Here is a 1,972-nt window from a genome sequence, read left to right on the forward strand (position 1 = left end):
GCCGTGCAGGCCGCCCGGTTCGGCGACCCGCTGCGCGCCGGTCACCTGATCCTGTCCGGGGCCCTGGGCCCGTTCGTGCCGTTCGCCCCGGGGGACCGGGTCGTCGCGACCATCAGCGGCTTCGCGCCGTTGAGCGTCACTTTCAAGGAGTGAAGACTGTGCACAAGTTGACCGCCGCGATCGTCGGGCCCGGCAACATCGGCACCGACCTCATGTACAAGCTGCTCCGCTCAGAGGTGATCGAGCCACGCTGGATGATCGGCGTCGACCCGTCCTCGGAGGGCCTCAAGCTCGCCGCGGCCCAGGGACTCGAGTCCACCCACGAGGGCGTCGACTGGCTGCTCAAGCAGGACGAGCTGCCCGACCTGATCTTCGAGGCGACCTCGGCCTACGTGCACCGCGAGTACGCGCCGCGCTACGAGGAGGCCGGCATCCGCGCCATCGACCTCACGCCCGCCGCGGTCGGCCCGGCGGTGATCCCGCCGGTCAACGGCGAGCAGCACGTCGCCGCGCCCAACGTCAACATGATCACCTGCGGTGGCCAGGCCACGATCCCGATGGTGGCGGCCGTCTCCCGCGCCGCCACGGTGTCGTACGCCGAGATCGTCGCGTCGGTCTCGAGCATGTCCGCGGGTCCCGGGACCCGGGCCAACATCGACGAGTTCACCCGCACCACCGCCGCCGGGGTCGAGACCATCGGCGGTGCCGAGCGCGGGAAGGCGATCATCATCCTCAACCCGGCCGAGCCGCCGATGATCATGCGCGACACGATCTTCTGCGCGGTCCCACCGGACGCCGACCGCGACGCGATCGTCGCGTCGGTGTTCGCGATGGAGAAGGCGGTCCAGGAGTACGTCCCGGGCTACCGGCTGCTCCAGGAGCCGCAGATCGACGACCCCTCGCCCGCGACGCAGGGCCAGACGAAGGTCTCGATCTTCGTCGAGGTGGAGGGCGCGGGGGACTACCTGCCGCCGTACGCCGGCAACCTCGACATCATGACCGCCGCCGCCACGCAGGTCGGCCAGAACATTGCGCGCTCGTTGGTCGAGCCTGTCGAGACCCCGGAAGGCAACTGACATGAATGAGCACGACATCAACGCCCTCACCCGCACCTGGTCCGGCACCCACGGCACCGATCCCTGGGGTGATCTCGACCTGCGACTGACCGACACCTGCCTGCGCGACGGGTCGCACCACAAACGGCACCAGTTCACCGCCCAGGAGTGCCACGACATCGTGGCGGCGCTCGATGCGTCGGGCGTCCCGGTGATCGAGGTGACCCACGGCGACGGGCTCGGCGGCTCGTCGTTCAACTACGGGTTCTCCAAGACGTGGGAGCAGGAGCTGATCCGGATCGCGGCCGAGACCGCGAAGCGCGCCAAGATCGCGTTCCTCATGCTGCCGGGCGTCGGCACCAAGGACGACATCCGGGCCGCGCAGGACAACGGCGGCCAGATCTGCCGGATCGCCACCCACTGCACCGAGGCCGACGTCTCGATCCAGCACTTCGGCCTGGCTCGCGAGCTCGGGCTGGAGACTGTCGGCTTCTTGATGATGAGCCACACCCAGCCGCCGGAGGTGCTGGCCAAGCAGGCGCGGATCATGGTCGACGCCGGCTGCCAGTGCGTGTACGTCGTCGACTCCGCCGGGGCGCTGATCATGGAGCAGACCGCCGACCGGGTCTCGGCGCTGGTGGCGGAGATCGGTGACCAGGCCGACGTGGGCTTCCACGGCCACGAGAACCTCGGGCTCGGCGTCGCCAACACGATCATCGCCGCCCGTGCGGGCGCGACCCAGATCGACGGCTCGGTGCGCCGCTTCGGCGCCGGGGCCGGCAACACGCCTCTGGAGGCGTTCATCGGGGTCTGCGACAAGCTCGGCTGGACGACCGGCGTGGACTTCCTGCAGATCGTCGACGCGTCCGAGGACGTCATCAAGCCGGCGATGCCCGAGGAGTGCCAGCTCGACCGGA

2 protein-coding genes are annotated in these 1,972 nt (G+C 69.8%); both read left to right on the top strand.

The annotated features are described in order from the left end of the window. Positions 1-158 precede the first annotated feature (158 nt). Positions 159-1,076, top strand: coding sequence for an acetaldehyde dehydrogenase (acetylating) (locus tag Q0L15_RS20975; RefSeq protein ID WP_366939629.1), 918 nt, complete (start codon positions 159-161; stop codon positions 1,074-1,076). Between the two features lies 1 nt (position 1,077). After that, the coding region (dmpG, locus tag Q0L15_RS20980) for a 4-hydroxy-2-oxovalerate aldolase (RefSeq protein WP_296606661.1) at positions 1,078-1,972 on the top strand (895 nt) is incomplete at its 3' end.

Origin of the sequence: Nocardioides sp. (assembly GCF_024509035.1) — a bacterium.
In the GTDB taxonomy this organism is placed as follows: Bacteria; Actinomycetota; Actinomycetes; order Propionibacteriales; family Nocardioidaceae; genus Nocardioides.